Annotated in this window: 17 protein-coding genes; 12 read left to right on the forward strand and 5 right to left on the reverse strand. The window is 60.4% G+C overall.

Features of this window, described 5'->3' with window-relative positions:
* Window positions 1-8 precede the first annotated feature (8 nt).
* Window positions 9-980, forward strand: coding sequence for a quinoprotein relay system zinc metallohydrolase 2 (locus tag NKJ04_RS05245; protein ID WP_352673789.1), 972 nt, complete (start codon window positions 9-11; stop codon window positions 978-980).
* A 118-nt stretch (window positions 981-1,098) separates the two neighbouring features.
* Complete coding sequence (locus NKJ04_RS05250; protein WP_352552672.1) at window positions 1,099-1,962, forward strand: quinoprotein dehydrogenase-associated SoxYZ-like carrier; 864 nt, start codon at window positions 1,099-1,101, stop codon at window positions 1,960-1,962.
* Window positions 1,963-2,089: 127 nt separating this feature from the next.
* Here NKJ04_RS05250 and NKJ04_RS05255 read toward each other — a convergent pair whose 3' ends face one another.
* On the reverse strand, window positions 2,090-2,443 hold the full coding sequence (locus NKJ04_RS05255) for a hypothetical protein (RefSeq protein WP_023810388.1): 354 nt from the start codon (window positions 2,441-2,443) through the stop codon (window positions 2,090-2,092).
* Window positions 2,444-3,127: 684 nt separating this feature from the next.
* On the opposite strand from NKJ04_RS05255, the gene NKJ04_RS05260 reads away from it, so the two are divergent.
* The 9 genes from NKJ04_RS05260 to pqqE all read left to right on the forward strand — a co-directional run bounded on the left by NKJ04_RS05260 (window position 3,128) and on the right by pqqE (window position 10,675).
* Window positions 3,128-5,029 carry a methanol/ethanol family PQQ-dependent dehydrogenase gene (locus NKJ04_RS05260; protein ID WP_127293373.1) on the forward strand — a complete coding sequence of 634 codons (1,902 nt, stop codon included), beginning with the start codon at window positions 3,128-3,130 and terminating at the stop codon, window positions 5,027-5,029.
* 179 nt (window positions 5,030-5,208) lie between these two features.
* Complete coding sequence (locus tag NKJ04_RS05265; protein WP_023810386.1) at window positions 5,209-5,733, forward strand: c-type cytochrome, methanol metabolism-related; 525 nt, start codon at window positions 5,209-5,211, stop codon at window positions 5,731-5,733.
* Window positions 5,705-6,598, forward strand: a complete 894-nt coding sequence (locus NKJ04_RS05270; RefSeq protein ID WP_352440181.1) for a quinoprotein dehydrogenase-associated putative ABC transporter substrate-binding protein — start codon at window positions 5,705-5,707, stop codon at window positions 6,596-6,598. The genes NKJ04_RS05265 and NKJ04_RS05270 overlap by 29 nt, the downstream gene beginning before the upstream one ends.
* Window positions 6,595-7,155, forward strand: coding sequence for a PQQ-dependent catabolism-associated CXXCW motif protein (locus NKJ04_RS05275; RefSeq protein ID WP_352440180.1), 561 nt, complete (start codon window positions 6,595-6,597; stop codon window positions 7,153-7,155). Before NKJ04_RS05270 ends, NKJ04_RS05275 begins: the two co-directional genes overlap by 4 nt.
* A gap of 166 nt (window positions 7,156-7,321) precedes the next feature.
* Window positions 7,322-7,417: a coenzyme PQQ biosynthesis protein A gene (locus tag NKJ04_RS33650; protein WP_013532074.1), complete on the forward strand. Its 96-nt coding sequence runs from the start codon at window positions 7,322-7,324 to the stop codon at window positions 7,415-7,417.
* Window positions 7,418-7,570: 153 nt separating this feature from the next.
* A complete protein-coding gene (gene pqqB / locus NKJ04_RS05280) occupies window positions 7,571-8,509 on the forward strand; it encodes a pyrroloquinoline quinone biosynthesis protein PqqB (protein ID WP_352552852.1) in 939 nt (312 codons plus the stop codon).
* Window positions 8,506-9,264 carry a pyrroloquinoline-quinone synthase PqqC gene (gene pqqC, locus NKJ04_RS05285; RefSeq protein ID WP_352440179.1) on the forward strand — a complete coding sequence of 253 codons (759 nt, stop codon included), beginning with the start codon at window positions 8,506-8,508 and terminating at the stop codon, window positions 9,262-9,264. The genes pqqB and pqqC overlap by 4 nt, the downstream gene beginning before the upstream one ends.
* Window positions 9,261-9,557: a pyrroloquinoline quinone biosynthesis peptide chaperone PqqD gene (pqqD, locus tag NKJ04_RS05290; protein ID WP_128303310.1), complete on the forward strand. Its 297-nt coding sequence runs from the start codon at window positions 9,261-9,263 to the stop codon at window positions 9,555-9,557. The genes pqqC and pqqD overlap by 4 nt, the downstream gene beginning before the upstream one ends.
* Window positions 9,554-10,675 (forward strand): pyrroloquinoline quinone biosynthesis protein PqqE, encoded by a 1,122-nt coding sequence (gene pqqE, locus NKJ04_RS05295; RefSeq protein ID WP_128303309.1) that lies wholly within the window; start codon window positions 9,554-9,556, stop codon window positions 10,673-10,675. The genes pqqD and pqqE overlap by 4 nt, the downstream gene beginning before the upstream one ends.
* A gap of 6 nt (window positions 10,676-10,681) precedes the next feature.
* Here the strand turns inward: pqqE and NKJ04_RS05300 are convergent, their stop codons facing one another.
* The 3 genes from NKJ04_RS05300 to NKJ04_RS05310 all read right to left on the reverse strand — a co-directional run bounded on the left by NKJ04_RS05300 (window position 10,682) and on the right by NKJ04_RS05310 (window position 13,529).
* A complete protein-coding gene (locus NKJ04_RS05300) occupies window positions 10,682-11,647 on the reverse strand; it encodes a DUF3592 domain-containing protein (RefSeq protein ID WP_352440178.1) in 966 nt (321 codons plus the stop codon).
* Window positions 11,648-11,764: 117 nt separating this feature from the next.
* Complete coding sequence (locus NKJ04_RS05305; RefSeq protein WP_352440177.1) at window positions 11,765-12,373, reverse strand: class I SAM-dependent DNA methyltransferase; 609 nt, start codon at window positions 12,371-12,373, stop codon at window positions 11,765-11,767.
* A 154-nt stretch (window positions 12,374-12,527) separates the two neighbouring features.
* Window positions 12,528-13,529, reverse strand: a complete 1,002-nt coding sequence (locus NKJ04_RS05310; RefSeq protein WP_502895807.1) for a glycoside hydrolase family 25 protein — start codon at window positions 13,527-13,529, stop codon at window positions 12,528-12,530.
* On the opposite strand from NKJ04_RS05310, the gene NKJ04_RS05315 reads away from it, so the two are divergent.
* A complete protein-coding gene (locus NKJ04_RS05315; protein WP_245490376.1) occupies window positions 13,417-13,692 on the forward strand; it encodes a hypothetical protein in 276 nt (91 codons plus the stop codon). The genes NKJ04_RS05310 and NKJ04_RS05315 overlap by 113 nt on opposite strands.
* Window positions 13,693-13,764: 72 nt before the next feature.
* Here the strand turns inward: NKJ04_RS05315 and NKJ04_RS05320 are convergent, their stop codons facing one another.
* Window positions 13,765-14,541, reverse strand: coding sequence for a phosphodiester glycosidase family protein (locus NKJ04_RS05320; RefSeq protein ID WP_352673792.1), 777 nt, complete (start codon window positions 14,539-14,541; stop codon window positions 13,765-13,767).
* Window positions 14,542-14,609 lie beyond the last annotated feature (68 nt).

Genomic DNA, 14,609 nt, shown 5'->3' on the forward strand with positions numbered 1-14,609 from the left:
AGGCCTTCATGTCGGTTGATCGGCTAAGACGCAGGCTTGTGAGTGGCTTCGCCTGCACCGCCGCCAGCGCCGCCTTGCTGCCATGCTGCCTCGGACGAGCCGTTCTGGCCGCAGGTGGCAGTTCTCGGTTCTCGGTCAGACAAATCGCCGACGGCGTCTTCGCCTTCCAGGGCGCGGATGAGTTGATGACCGCCGCCAACGACGGTGCGATCTGCAATCTGGGCGCCGTCATCGGCACCGATGCGGTTGCCGTCATCGACAGCGGTGGCAGCCTGATCGAGGCGCACGCCTTTCTCGCCGCGATCGGAAAGCTGACAGCAAAGCCGGTTCGCTTCCTGGTCAACACCCACATGCATCCCGACCATATCTTCGGCAATGCGGCATTCCGGAAGATCGGCGCGACCATCGTCGGTCACCGCAATCTGCCGCGTGCCCTTGAGGCGCGTGGCGCGTTCTATCTGCACAACTATCGCGAACAGCTTGGCGAGGCGCTGATGGAGGGGATCGAGATCGTGTCGCCGACCATGCTGGTCGACGATCGCCTGCAACTCGACCTCGGCGGGCGCATGATCGAACTGCGGGCATGGAAGGCGGCGCACACCGACAACGACCTGACCGTGTTCGATCCCGCGACCAGAACGCTCTTTGCCGGCGATCTCGTGTTTATGGGCTCCTTGCCGACGCTCGACGGATCACTGCTTGGATGGCTCCGCCAGATGGATGCGCTCACCGCGATCGACGCCGCGCGCGTCGTTCCAGGTCATGGTCCTGTAACGGCCGACTGGCCACAGGCGCTGGCGGGGGAGCGACGCTATTTCGAGGTTCTGGCGCGCGATATCCGCAAGGCGATCGCCGACGGAACGCCGCTGCGCGAAGCAGTCAAAACCGCTGGCGAAAGCGAACAGGATAATTGGCACCTGTTCGACGACTACAACGAGCGCAACGCAACGGCCGCATTTGCCGAACTCGAATGGGAATAGACGACACCGACATGCGCCAGGCAGCTGTAAGGCACGGCGATTTGCCAAGGCGTCGCCAAAGGCTTATCCTCAACGCCAGCCTGGGCACCACCTCTCTTGCATTGGTGGAGGCATCGAAATGCAAAATCACGCTTACTCGAGCCGGCAGCTCGCTTTGCCGCTCGCATTCGTTTTCTTCGCGATCATCTTGGCCATCGGCACGCTGCTCGGCTCCTCGGGAACCGCCAGCGCACAGCAAACAACCGCGTCCTCGGATAGGATCTGGCAGGATTTGAAGGGCGACGTGTTCGGCTATCGGGCAATTCTGGTCGATACCGGCGTCGTCAGGATCGAAGCGCCGAAGCGGGCGCAGGATGCCGCCATCGTGCCCGTCGACATCTATCTCGATCCAGCCAAGGCGCCGGACGGCATCAAATCCGTTACCTTGATCATCGATGCCAACCCTGCACCGGTGGCGGCAACGTTCCAGCTCGGCAAGGATGCCGGCGTGACGCATCTGTCGACGCGCGTGCGCGTCAACGACTATTCCTATCTGCGGGCCATCGCTGAGACGCAGGGCGGCCAACTCCATATGGCGCAGACCTTCGTCAAGGCGTCAGGCGGATGCTCCGCCCCTGCGGTCAAGAACCAGGACGAGGCCAACGCGACGATGGGTCAGATGAAGCTGCGCCAGTTCCCGCCCAAAGAGACGATGACCAAGACCGAGGAACTGCAGTTGATGATCCGGCACCCTAACAATTCGGGGCTGCAGCGGGATCCGCTGACCCAGTATTTCATACCGGCGCATTTTGTCCAGAAACTGTCGATCTCCCAAGCCGGCCAGCCGATCCTCTCCATGGAAGGTGGAATATCGATTTCGGAAGACCCCAATTTCCGATTTGATTTCACCGTGCACGGCAACGGCGAAATCCAGGTTGAAGCGATCGATACGGATGGCAAGACATTTCGCAATCAGTGGCCGCTGGAGACAGCGGGACTCTGAAGTCTCGATATCCTGTGCCGGACTGCCGGGTGCTTGCCAGCTTGACCCCGAAAGTGGAGCTTGTTTCGGGAAGGTACTGTCCAGACAAAGGATGGAACTCCATCCGGCTTGCGGATTTGAGCAGGTTCTAAAAGCAGCGCACGTCGGCTTCCGACTGCGCGCGCTTCAATTCGGTACGGGCTGCCTTCGCCGGTGCGCTCTCGCGAAACAGCCCCGCGTTTTCCCCTGTGGTCAAAGACATGCTCTTGAAAGTCTCGGCTCTCTCATAGTGGTCGTAGGGAAGGATCGAGGCGATGACGTCGATCGAGCAGGAACAGCTTTCCAGCGCCTGACGTGTCTGGCCGTTCGTCTGCATGCAGCCGAGCACGTAATCGGCAATCGTTGCTGTCGGGTAATCTCCCGCGGCGCCCGCCGGGTTTGCGAAGGCCAGCGGCGCGGCAAGGAGCAGCGGCAAAGTCGAAAATCCAACATATCTGATCACGGGAAAACCTCCGGTTGGCCTGGGCGTGATGCGCCCAGTCGGGATCACCGTGGCAGTTGGCAACGTGCCGCAGAGTCAGTCAAGCGCCCATGGCTTCCGTATACGACCAAAGGAGGAATGCGGTGCTGGTCGACGGTGGTTCCGCATCGGGCCCCAATGGCCCGCTCCACGCTCCAACTCCAACGATCATCTCATGCTTGGCTCACTATCGTTTCCCAACGGGCACGTACATGGCCATGCCGAGACATCGAAGTGAATACCTCCAAATAAAATCCACGCTTAGGTGAAATGTAAAACTCAGAAAATAATCAAATTTTATCCGGCCCACCGTTATTTCTCAATCAGGAATACTTCATCTAACAAATACTACCCCACTTATTTCCTTATATTGCGCCGCAGCATTTACGATATTGCGGTGCAAAAAACACCCAGGCTTTTTTGCTTGCCTAGCGTTTTGCGATGACATAGCCTCACCCTGTTTCCGGCTTCAAGGGCGTCACCGTCATTAGGGAGCGGCGACAGTCTTTCGTAGGCCAAGGTGAGGTGGGCAGTAACGGTGCCCTCTGCACATCTGGCTTAGGTCGTGACACGCTGCCGGAAATATTTCCCCCCCGTGAATCGCTTGGGCAAGCCCTTGTGGGCTCAGCAAATGATTCATCACTATGAACCTCGGGAGGAATTCGGATGCGTGTACTTACGAAAGCTACCTATATTCTAACCACTGCGGCGTTTCTGTCGCTCGGCGCGGCCTTTACGGCGTCGGCTAACGAGGACCTTGCAAAGCTGGCTTCGGATTCGAAGAACTGGGCAATGCAGACGGGTGACTACGCCAACACCCGCTATTCCAAACTCAACCAGATTACTGCGGACAATGTGAAGAACCTGCAGGTCAAGTGGACCTTTTCCACCGGCGTGCTACGAGGCCACGAGGGTGGACCGCTTATCATCGGCGATGTGATGTATGTTCACACGCCTTTCCCGAACAATGTCTTTGCGCTCGATCTCAAGAATGACGGAAAGATCCTCTGGAAATACGAACCCAAGCAGGATCCCAACGTCATTCCGATCATGTGTTGCGATACGGTCAATCGCGGCGTTGCCTATGGTGACGGCAAGATCATTCTCAATCAGGCCGACACCACGGTCGTCGCCCTCGACGCGAAGACCGGCAAGGTCGTCTGGTCGGTCAAGAACGGCGACCAGACCGATGGCGGCAAAGGCGAATCCGGTACGGCTGCCCCCGTCGTCGTCAAGGACAAGGTGCTCATCGGCGTATCCGGCGCCGAATTCGGCGTTCGCGGCTGGCTGGCCGCCTACAATCTGAAAGATGGCAAACTCGCCTGGAAAGCCTATTCGGAAGGTCCGGACGCGGACACCCTGCTCGATCCCGAGAAGACCACGCATCTCGGCAAGCCGGTGGGCAAGGATTCCGGCACGAACACCTGGGAAGGCGAGCAGTGGAAGACAGGCGGCGGCACGACATGGGGATGGTATTCCTATGATCCCAAGCTGAACCTGGTCTACTATGGCACCGGCAATCCCTCGACGTGGAACCCGGTACAACGCCCCGGCGACAATCGCTGGTCGATGACGATCATGGCCCGCGATGCGGATACGGGTGTTGCCAAATGGCTCTACCAGATGACCCCGCATGACGAATGGGACTATGACGGCATCAACGAGATGATCCTCGTCGATGGCATGGAGGTCAACGGCGCCAAGCACGACGTGCTGGTCCATTTCGATCGCAATGGTTTTGCCTACACCATGGATCGCGCCACCGGCGACCTTCTCGTCGCCAAGAAATACGATCCGGCCGTGAACTGGGCGACGGAAGTCGTCATGGACCCCAAGAGCGAACAATATGGTCGCCCGCAGGTCGTGGCGAAATATTCGACCCAGCAGAACGGCGAAGACACCAACTCGACGGGCATCTGCCCGGCGGCGCTTGGAACGAAGGACCAGCAGCCGGCGGCCTATTCGCCGAAGACCGGGCTGTTCTATGTCCCGACCAACCATGTCTGCATGGACTATGAGCCTTACAAGGTGAGCTACACCGCCGGTCAGCCTTATGTTGGCGCCACCGTGTCGATGTATCCCGCACCTGGCGGCGACGGCAACATGGGCAACTTCATTGCCTGGGATGCGGCCAAGGGTGAGATCGTCTGGTCGAAGCCCGAGCAGTTCTCGGTGTGGTCGGGCGCGCTGGCGACAGATGGCGACGTCGTCTTCTACGGTACACTCGAAGGCTATATCAAGGCGGTCGATAAGGACGGCAAGGAACTCTACAAGTTCAAGACCCCGTCCGGCATCATCGGCAACATCACGACCTACGAGCAGGGCGGCAAGCAGTACATCGCCGTTCTGTCCGGCGTCGGTGGCTGGGCAGGTATCGGCCTGGCAGGCGGCCTGCTTTCGCCTGATAACGCCGCTGCCTGGCATGGCGCCGTCGATCAGGGCCGTGCCCAAGGCGACGAGGCGGCGGTCGTTGGCACCGCTGGTCTTGGTGCCGTCGGCGGCTACGCGGCACTTGCCGACTACACAACGCTGGGCGGTCAGCTCACCGTCTTCGGTCTCCCGGATTGATGCGCCGGGAACCTTGAGCACGCCTCGGGTCTTGTGAGACCAAAGGCTTGAAGAACGAGAGCCCGGATCATCCGGAAGCCATGTCCGGGCTCTCGATTCGGTTACGCACCCAAAAACACCGATCAATGCCGGTCGCGACAGCAAAACCGTGTCCATTGGCAAATGAAGGAAGCGTTTGAATGTCCGTTCGCATTGTAATTTCGGCTTTGGTCCTGGCTCTGCTGCCTCTGGCAAGCTCAGGCGTCGCCCAGGCCGACGACAGCATGGAAAAAGCCAAGGCGGTAAAGGAAGAAGGCGGCAAGTATATGGATGCGGATGGAAATCCGACCTACAAGATCGAAAACGGAACCGTCGATTGGTACACGTTCAGCGGCTACCGCCGGTATCACTCCGATTGCCATGTCTGCCACGGACAGGACGCGACAGGTTCGAGCTATGCGCCGGCTTTGGTCAACAGCCTGAAAACCATGGATTACGCCACATTCCTCTCGATCGTCGCCGAAGGCCGCAAGAATGTCGGCGGCGGCAAGGAAAACGTCATGCCTGCCTTTGGCGACAACAAGAATGTCTATTGCTACATGGACGACCTCTACGTCTACCTGCGCGCGCGCGCAGATGGCGCGGCCCCCCGCGGACGGCCGCCCAAGCACGAAGACAAGGCCCAGGCGGCGAAGGATGCCGAAGCATCCTGCATGGGTGGATGACATGATTGGCCGCGATGCATTGAAGCTGCGCGTCGTTCTGCCGATCCTCGGCACACTCGCCTTGCTGCCGTCGAACGCGCATGCGCAAAGCGCCGGTCTTGGCGCGGCGGGAGAACTGGTCGATCCCGACATTCTGCGCGTCTGCGCCGATCCCTCGAATATGCCCTTCACCGACAAGAGCGGCGAAGGCTTCGAAAACAAGCTGGCCGAGCTGGTTGCCGCGAAAACCGGGCGCAAGTCCGTCTCCTACACCTGGTTTCCCACGATCACCGGCTTCGTGCGCAATACGTTGGGGGCCAACCGATGCGACATCATCATGGGCTATGCCCAAGGCGATGAGCTGGTGCAGAACACCAACGCCTACTATCGCTCCGCCTATGTGCTGGTGCATCCAAAAAGCCACGATATGGAAGGTGTGGAAACGATCGAGGATCCCAGACTCACGGGCAAGACGATCGGCGTCGTTGAAAGCACGCCGCCAACCGCCAACATGGCCGCCAACAAGCTTCTGCGGACCGCCAAGATCTATCCGCTTGCGGTGGATACGCGCGTCACCCCATCCATGGGAGAGGTCATGATCAAGGACATGCTGGCACACAAGATCGATGCGGCGGTGCTGTGGGGACCGATGGCAGGTTACTATGCAAGGGAACTCGGAGCTGATGTGACGATCGTTCCACTGGTGAAGGAAAAAACCGGCTCGCGCATGTCTTACCGCATCACCATGGGCGTACGTCCGTCCGACCAGGAATGGAAGCGGACGCTCAACCGGGTGATCAGGGAAAACCAGGCTGAGATCACCAGGATCCTGCTGAGCTACAACGTGCCGCTGATCGACGAACACGACAACCTGATTACCCAATGAATGGAAGGGAGACTATTTTCTTGCTGGTCGCCGCGAGCCTTCTGGGTCTGACCGAGCCGACATGGGCCGGCGATGTCGTCGAACCCAGCGGTTTCCGGATGGACGACTATCGGGCGCCGGTGCCGCGGACGCTGCAAGGCGCGAGGGTGGTGACGACGGTGGAAGCGGAAGCGCTGTGGCGAGCGAAAAAGGCGATCTTCTTCGACGTGATGCCGGACACGCCCAAGCCGGCCAATTTGCCGGCAGGAACCATATGGAGGGACAAGGTCAGAAAGGACATTCCAGGCAGCACATGGCTGGCCAATGTGGGATACGGCGCTATTTCGCAGGAGACCGCCAGCTATTTTCGCCGAGGCCTCACGGCCAAGGCCGGGACGGACAAGTCGCGCGCGATTCTGTTCTACTGCATGACGAATTGCTGGATGTCGTGGAATGCGGCGAAACGCGCCGTCGAGTGGGGCTACAGTTCAGTAATCTGGTATCCGCTTGGCGCTGATGGGTGGGAAGATGCAAACCTGCCACTGGAGGAGAAAAAACCCTACGCCACGACCAATTGAAGTAAGGACTGCAATTATTCTCGATAGTTTGTTTTCAATTTTTCAAAACCTATTGTTTCATTTGTCCATTTTGAGACTTGATGGACGAGCCATTGCGTCGGTGCCCTGCAATGGTTGGCTAACGACAGGATCGGTCCCTTCGGGCTGGTATAAGAGGAGAAATGTCATGAAGAAGAACTGGAAAAAACCGACCATGTGTCAGGTTGCCGCTGGCTTCGAAATTTCACGGTATCTGCCTGCTGAAATTACTCCCAAGAAGTAGGCCGCAGAGGTGCGCGTCCCTGGCGACAGGGGCGCGCATCCCCTCGCCGCATGGGATTTTCGTGAAAGATTTTGACGCACGCAAAGCGTGCGAAGCGTTTTTTGTGACTGCAAATTGCCTGCAGGTCAGAGAAGCCGCCGCGCGGGCATTTTCATGCATTTAAAGATCATCGGATCGGCGGCGGGCGGCGGCTTTCCGCAATGGAACTGCAACTACCGTCTGAGTCGTGCGGCTCGCACCGGCATGGCCGGCGTACATTCACGAACCCAGTCAAGTGTCGCCGCCTCTGCGGACGGGTTCGGCTGGGTTCTTTTCAATGCCTCGCCCGACATTCGCCAACAAATCGCTGCAACACCTGAACTGCAGCCTGCGGGCGATGCGCCGCTGCGCTCGACGCCTATTCGCGCGGTGGTGCTGACCAATGCCGATGTCGATCATATCGCCGGACTGCTCAGCCTGCGCGAACGGCAGCCTTTCGCCATCTATGCAACGGCGCAGGTTCTGGCGACGCTGGAGGCGAATTCGATTTTCAACGTTCTCGATCCAGCGCTTGTGCCGCGGCGCATCCTGCCGCCGACGAAAGAATTGGCCATCTGCGATGCAGAAAGCCGCGAGACCGGCGTGATGATCGAGCCCTTTCCGGTGCCCGGGAAGATAGCACTCTATCTGGAGGATAGAGACCATCCGGATGCCAATTTCAGCTCCGACGCAGGTGATACGATCGGAGTCCGAATCGCCGGCATCGGCAGCCGCGGCTCCGTCTTCTATATTCCGGGCTGCGCGCGCATCGATGCGCGCTTACGCGCGCGTCTCGCCGATGCCGCCTGTCTTCTGTTCGACGGCACGGTCTATACCGACGACGAGATGATCGTCGCCGGCGTCGGTCAGAAAACCGGCGCGCGCATGGGGCATCTGGCGATCTCGGGAGAATTGGGTTCGATCGCCGGCTTGGCCGATGTGAAGGTTAGCCGCCGTGTGTTCGTCCACATCAACAACACCAATCCCATCCTTGACGAGAATTCCGCCGAGCACGCGGCGGTCAAGGCGGCAGGCTGGGAAATCGCAAGCGACGGTATGGAGATGGAATTTTGAGCGACTTCCGCGATGCAGCCAAAGGCGGACTCTCCACGAGCGCTCTCGAAGCCGTATTGAGGCAGGTTGGCGCCGAGCGCTATCACAATCGCCATCCCTTTCACCACAGGATGACCAGCGGCGCGTTGTCAAAGGCCGAGATGAAGGCCTGGGCGCTGAACCGCTATTGCTATCAGGCGGTCATCCCGCGCAAGGATGCCATGATCCTCGTGCATGCCGAGGATCCGGCGTTTCGCGCCGCTTGGCGCAAGCGGATCGAAGACCATGACGGCGAGGACGGCTGGAGCGGCGGCATCGCGCGCTGGCTGCATCTGGCAACTTCGCTCGGCCTGGACGCCGAGGCCGTGAAGAGCCAAAGGCTGGCGCTGCCGGCGACGCGCTTCGCGGTGGGCGCTTACCTTTCCTTTTGTACAAACCGGACGCTGTTCGAGGCGGTCGCGTCGTCGCTGACCGAGATGTTCTCGCCACTCATCATCGGCGAGCGGGTGCCGGCAATGCTGGCCAAATACGACTACATCACCGAGGATACGCTGGCCTATTTCAGGCAACGGCCCGAACAGGCCTCGCGTGACGCCGACTTCGCCCTCGCCTACGTGCTCAGCCACGCCGATACGGCGGAGCGCCAGCAGCAGGCAATCGATGCACTGGTGTTCAAATGCGATATACTCTGGGCCATGCTTGATGCGCTTCAACACGCCTATGGCGAGCAGGGAAACATACCGCCCGGCGCCTTCCAGCCTGAGGCAGCCCTATGATGGCGCTGCGCGAAAGAGCCGTGGTGTCGCTGCGGTCGGTACCTTCGCTGCCGAAGCACGTGCGCATACAGTACGATTCCGTGCGGCAGGCATTCGCCGTGCTTTCACCGGAAAAGATATTCTGGCCGAACGATGTCAGTCTCGACATATTGCGCCGCTGCGATGGACGGGCAACGGCAGGTGACATCATTGCCGGCCTTGCCGCGGATTATGAGGCTGAACAGGAGGCCGTGGCGACCGACGTCATCGCCTTCCTGCAGGAATGGTCGGACAAGCTGCTGGTGAGGCTATGAGCACGCCCCTCCTCCCTCCAATCGGCATGCTGGCGGAACTGACGCATCGCTGCCCGCTGCAATGCCCTTATTGCTCCAATCCGCTCGAACTGCTGAAGGCCAATCGCGAACTCGACACAGAGACCTGGCTCGCTCTGTTCTCGGAGGCAGCCGATCTCGGAGTGCTGCAGGTGCATCTGTCCGGCGGCGAGCCGACACTGCGCCGCGACCTCGAGCAATTGATCGCCGGGCTTGCGGGGCGCGGCGTCTACACCAATCTGATTACCGCGGGCGTTGGCATCGTCGAGGGCCGTATCGAGGCATTTGCCGAAGCCGGTCTCGACCATCTGCAACTGAGCTTTCAGGGTGCGCGGCCGGCGACCACCGATCGCATCGGCAACCACAAGGGCGCTCACGAAAAGAAGCTGGAGACGGCACGCCGCGCGCGCGCTGCCGGTCTGCCTCTTACCATCAACGCGCCGATCCATCGCCATAACATCGAGGAAGTGCCGGAATTCATCGATCTCGCCCTTTCGCTGGGCGCGGAGAGGCTCGAGATCGCCAATGTGCAGTATGCCGGCTGGGCGTTGACCAATCGCGACCAACTGATGCCCGAGCGTGAAGCGGTCGACAGGCAGGCGGAGATCGTCGCGGAGGCACAGGAGCGGTTGGCCGGCATCATCAACATCGATTTTGTGACGCCGGACTATTTTGCGATCTATCCCAAGCCGTGCATGGGCGGCTGGGCGCGTGACGCCTTCATGGTGACGCCTGACGGCACCGTACTGCCCTGTCATGCCGCACAGACGATCCCGTCTCTCAGCTTCGAGCGTTTCGAACCACGCAGACTGTCCTCGATCTGGGCCGATTCACCGGGGTTCAATGCCTTTCGCGGTACGGACTGGATGCAGGAGCCGTGCCGCGGCTGTGAGCGGCGCGAGATCGACTGGGGCGGCTGCCGCTGCCAGGCGATGGCGATCGCCGGCGATGCCGCCGCAACGGACCCGGCTTGCGCGAAATCGCCGATCCATGCTCGCATGGCAATGCTGATCGACGAAGCCAAGCGCATTGCCACAATTCCTTCGAGAGAAGAACCATTCGTCTACCGGCGGATCGGCGCCGTGACCGAATCCGCCTGACCAGTGTCATACCAGCCCGAGCAGAAAGGCGGCGCCGCCGAGAAAGCCTGCCGAGCAGATCCATAGCAGCCCAAGCCCCCGGACCCGGCATTCGAGCACCGCTGAGCCGGGGTTGACGGGGTCATAGTGAACGTCGACCTTGCTACCTTCGACATATTGCCGTGCCTGGCCGCCGACGAGGCCGGGCAGCGAGGCGGTCACGGTGGCGCCGAAGGTCACACGATCGGCGCTGTAGCGCTGGCCGGCGACGCCATAGGAGTAGACGATGCGGGATTTGAAGACGGTGCGCCAGCGACCATAGCCTGAATGGTTTCGGAGCGCCTGCAGGCCTGAGGTTTCGATGCGGCCGGCCGCGATCGGCCATTTTGCCGCCTGTTCGGCCAACGATTTCTGGGCAAAACCCATGCGCAGGATGAACAAGCCCATAAAAAGCAGCAACGCCGCGGCACCGAGATTCTGCGGCTTGGGCAAATGCGGCCCGATCGCTTCCAGAACACCGCCGACGGAAAACACCAGCACAACCGCCCCGATCACCAATCCTGCCGAAAGTTGGACCATGAACTTGAAGGCGCCGTCCGGCAGTGTGCGCTCGATCACCGCTTTGCTCGGATCGGCCGGATTGTAGAAGACAGTCACCTCCGCGCCGCGGGGAAACTGGGCAAGGGTTTCAGCGACTTCGAAATTCCCCAAATTCTCCTTCACGCTGTGGCGCGAGCTTTGAAATTTCTTGCCGCCGACCTTGTATTCGAAGGTGATCGCCGGAAAATTCCGCATTTCGGTGGTATCGCTGCTGTCCGAGCCAACGCCCGAGTTTCTCACTTCACGTGCCTCGACGCGCGAGGAAATGATCTTTCCCGGCGCCGGCAGCCAGCGGCTGAGCGCTTTCACCTCTCGCCATTTCATGAAGGTGATGAACGACAGCGCGCCCGCGACCACGCAGGCAAAGCCGACAAGCATGATCTTGAGTTCCAACTCGTCTCCCCCAGGAGTGCAGGAACTTCACATAGACAGCAAGGCTGCGGCAATGTCTTGCTTATTCGCGAAATCTGAAAAGGCTGAGCAGCGCAAACAGCGACAGCGTTCGGCGGGTCATGCAGGCTTGACGGCCAGGAACGTGTTCCATTCTTCGCTATCGCGGCCGACGTTGAAATCGTCCCTGATGAGGACGAGCCCGGCGCCTTCGAGACGGGCCGCGAAGTCGTCCCTGCGCCAGTAGACCATGTGATATTCGCCTGATGTCTCGCCGTCGCCATTGCGCATCGAGACGAGGAAGGCGCCGCCCGGCCGCAGCGACCCGGCTATCTTGGCAAGTACCTGGTCGGTCTCGTCGCGAGGCACATGGATGAGGACGCATAGGGCCAGGACTGCGTCGTAGGGGCCGCCGAGATCATCGGTGATGAGATCGAGCAACTCGCCATGCTTGCCACGCGCGGCCTGCAGTTCCAGAAACCGCTTGGTTGCGTCGGTGCGCCGGACTTTGACACCCAAAGTCTCCAGAAAATCCGCGTCATATCCGGCTCCGGACCCGACTTCCAAAATCCGGCCGCCTGCACCGGCGATTGCCACCAGGCGCTTCAGCGATGCCTGCTCCCTCTCGTTGGGAACATGGCGCACGGTGGCATCATATTGTTCGGCATAATCCTCGTAGGCGCTGATCGTTTGACGGCTCTGCGCCAGAGCCTCCGATGACACACCCATCTTTTCCTCCCATGCGTCCATGTCGGTCAAAGAGCCGGACACTTTCCTCAGCGAATGCTGCCGGCGGAAGCGTGTCCATCGAGCAGTCCGATATCGCGCTTGCCCAGACCGCGGGCATCAGGCAGAGCGAAGCGCGCCGGGACTGACGACTGTCTCAGTTGGCGTCGGCTACCGTCTGCCGGCCGCCGGCCCAGGCGCGCCATTGCCGTTCGTCGCCATGGAAGACATTGAGGTCTATACGGCCGGTGACGCCGTGCGACAGGCCGGAGCCGGAATACTGCCAGAAGAGCCATTTGCGGCCGGGATAGACCTTTGACGGATGCTGGGCCACGGCACGCAGCCAGAACGGATAGTCGAGGAATTCGCCCCTGAGATTGTCGCGGTAGAAATCGGGCGCGGTGTAGATGATGGGACGCTGGCCGTAATGGCGCTCCAGCTTGTCCATGAACACCTGCATCTTTTCCAGCACCTTTTCGCGCGACGGCCGGCGCTTGCAGCTGGACTCGCCGTTCCACTCGACGTCTATCACCGGCGGCAGTGCGCCTTCGACCCTGGGCACGTTGCGGATGAACCAGTCCGCCTGCTCGCCGGCCGTGCGGCACCAGTAGAAGAAATGATAGGCGCCGCGCTTCAAGCCGGCGGCGTCGGCGTTGCGCCAGTTTTTCATGAACATCGGATCGAGGTGGTCGCCACCGTCGGTCGCCTTGATGTAGGCGAAGTTGGCGCCCTGGGCGCGCAGCTTGTCCCAATTCACGTTGCCTTGCCAACGCGAGACGTCGACGCCGTGCACTGCAAGGCGGCGAGGCGAAGCCTTGCCGAAATTGATAGGCTTGGCATCACGAAAACCGTAACGGGTGAGCGGCCCGGCAAGCATGGCCGGTGCCGCGCGGGTCAACAGCTTGGGCGGCGACACCAAGGCTGCCGGCTCGACCGGCAACCCGCCGACATCAGGCACTTGGGGATCAGGCACATCAGGTGCGGCAAACACCCCCGTCTCTTCCTCCTCCGCCAAACCAAACGGGCGCCTCGGACCGTTGTCAGACATGGGGGCCAATTCGGCCCTTGCCGCCCTGTTGCCCCTTGCCGCCGGAGCAGCGGCGATCGGTGCCGGCGGCCGAATCACGGAACTGGTGGTCTCGTTGGACGGTTTCTGCAAATCCAGCGCGTCGACGCCGGCCGTTGAAGAGCAGCCGGCAAGGCATAGCGATGCGATCAAAAAACTGACGACGCCCGGAATCCGCATCTGGACCTGTACTCAAAACACAACAGACCGAGGGCAAAACGACAGCCGACGGACAAACCGGATCAGTTATGAATGAGAAATTACCAATAAAGTTTGAATCAATTTTTTTCGCCCATACCGCGTGTGGGTAAGCGCGGTGGAAAACCGGCTAGGATTTCCTGAAAACGCCGATCATCGGCCCGAGATTCCAGTAGTCGTCTTTGCGGCCTATGGCAGGCGCAAACAAGCTTGATATCGTGCCGTCGAGGAACAGCGCGTTGTCGCAGCCAAGCGCGTCGCGGAAAAGCCGGGCGAAGGCATGGAAGGTCACTGTGCCGTTCGAAATCGCAAAGACCGCGACGCCGTCCTTTCGCACCCCGACACCGTCGCGGGTTTTCCGCGAAGTGCCGTCAGCCTGGAATTTTGGATGCAGCTTGCCGTCGATCACCAGCATCGGCCCCGATTGCGTCGCATAGTCGACGGTCGGGCGCCTTTTCACGAAATCCCGAGTGGCACGAACCGCGGCCTTGCCGTCGCGCAGGTAGAAAATGCCGTTCGGCTGCAGGGAAAAATTGCCGCTTCCCGATCCCGTTTTCACCGAGGCCATCTCCTGGCCACGCTCGACATAGAGGCCGACCGGCGCGAGGTTAGGGTGATACATGCCGGCATTGATGCCGAACACCATCGTGCGCCCGATCGCCTGTTGCGCGGCATGCAGATTGTGCAGCGACTGAAACGGCTTGCCCGCCGCATCCTTCCAGAACAGCTCGAGCTGGTATCGTTTCGGATCGACCTCGCAAACGAGATAGCTGGTCGCCTCGAAGGTGAAGTCCCGGCATGGCGGCAGTGAAGCGGCCCACTGGCCAAATGCCGCCACCGACGGCAGTGCGACCTTGGCCAACGCCAGCAGCAACGGCAGTGATTGCAGGAGGGTCAAAAAATCCATGTGCGTACCGGAATCGAAGTTCGAGGTCCGGTACGGATATAGCCCGTTTCAAGCGATACTGTGGAACT

The organism is Mesorhizobium sp. M0618, assembly GCF_040320765.1.
Classification (GTDB): domain Bacteria; phylum Pseudomonadota; class Alphaproteobacteria; order Rhizobiales; family Rhizobiaceae; genus Mesorhizobium.

Coding starts and splice junctions, on each gene's coding strand:
- NKJ04_RS05270 (WP_352440181.1), top strand. CDS start 5,705: ATGCCGAAGCATCCTGCATGGGTGGATGACATGATTGGCCGCGATGCA.
- NKJ04_RS05315 (WP_245490376.1), top strand. CDS start 13,417: ATGGGGGCCAATTCGGCCCTTGCCGCCCTGTTGCCCCTTGCCGCCGGA.
- pqqE (WP_128303309.1), top strand. CDS start 9,554: ATGAGCACGCCCCTCCTCCCTCCAATCGGCATGCTGGCGGAACTGACG.
- pqqD (WP_128303310.1), top strand. CDS start 9,261: ATGATGGCGCTGCGCGAAAGAGCCGTGGTGTCGCTGCGGTCGGTACCT.
- NKJ04_RS05245 (WP_352673789.1), top strand. CDS start 9: ATGTCGGTTGATCGGCTAAGACGCAGGCTTGTGAGTGGCTTCGCCTGC.
- NKJ04_RS05250 (WP_352552672.1), top strand. CDS start 1,099: ATGCAAAATCACGCTTACTCGAGCCGGCAGCTCGCTTTGCCGCTCGCA.
- NKJ04_RS05275 (WP_352440180.1), top strand. CDS start 6,595: ATGAATGGAAGGGAGACTATTTTCTTGCTGGTCGCCGCGAGCCTTCTG.
- NKJ04_RS05265 (WP_023810386.1), top strand. CDS start 5,209: ATGTCCGTTCGCATTGTAATTTCGGCTTTGGTCCTGGCTCTGCTGCCT.
- NKJ04_RS05320 (WP_352673792.1), bottom strand. CDS start 14,541: ATGGATTTTTTGACCCTCCTGCAATCACTGCCGTTGCTGCTGGCGTTG.
- NKJ04_RS05260 (WP_127293373.1), top strand. CDS start 3,128: ATGCGTGTACTTACGAAAGCTACCTATATTCTAACCACTGCGGCGTTT.
- pqqB (WP_352552852.1), top strand. CDS start 7,571: ATGCATTTAAAGATCATCGGATCGGCGGCGGGCGGCGGCTTTCCGCAA.
- NKJ04_RS33650 (WP_013532074.1), top strand. CDS start 7,322: ATGAAGAAGAACTGGAAAAAACCGACCATGTGTCAGGTTGCCGCTGGC.
- NKJ04_RS05305 (WP_352440177.1), bottom strand. CDS start 12,373: ATGGGTGTGTCATCGGAGGCTCTGGCGCAGAGCCGTCAAACGATCAGC.